Origin of the sequence: Vibrio sp. R-1, from assembly GCF_035615595.1 — a bacterium.
Classification (GTDB): Bacteria; Pseudomonadota; Gammaproteobacteria; order Enterobacterales; family Vibrionaceae; genus Vibrio; species Vibrio cholerae.
Genome location: NZ_WPDC01000360.1, coordinates 1 through 268 on the forward strand (window position 1 = coordinate 1; position 268 = coordinate 268).

At 42.5% G+C, this 268-nt stretch carries 1 protein-coding gene; it reads right to left on the reverse strand.

The window, feature by feature from the left end; genetic code table 11:
* Window positions 1-40: 40 nt before the first annotated feature.
* Window positions 41-268 (reverse strand): hypothetical protein (locus GOU96_RS18515; protein WP_324702141.1); only part of this gene is annotated, 228 nt, incomplete at its 5' end.

Genomic DNA, 268 nt, shown 5'->3' on the forward strand with positions numbered 1-268 from the left:
AGTCCGCGACAAAGAATGCACAATTTCAGCGATGATGCAGCTATTTGGGAAACCAAACTATCCGTGTTGAACATCCGACAACATTGAGCAATCGAAGCTTGTTGGTTATCAGCGATTGTGAAACTACAGAACTTTCAACGCTTTCGACCAAATTAGCATCAAGAAAACCCCAAACGCCAAATTGTGCAGCTTGAATGCTAAATGCTGAATTTTCAGAACCTTGTGCGTGAGTTTTTGATGAATTTTCCCGAGAGAAACTAACGCCCGC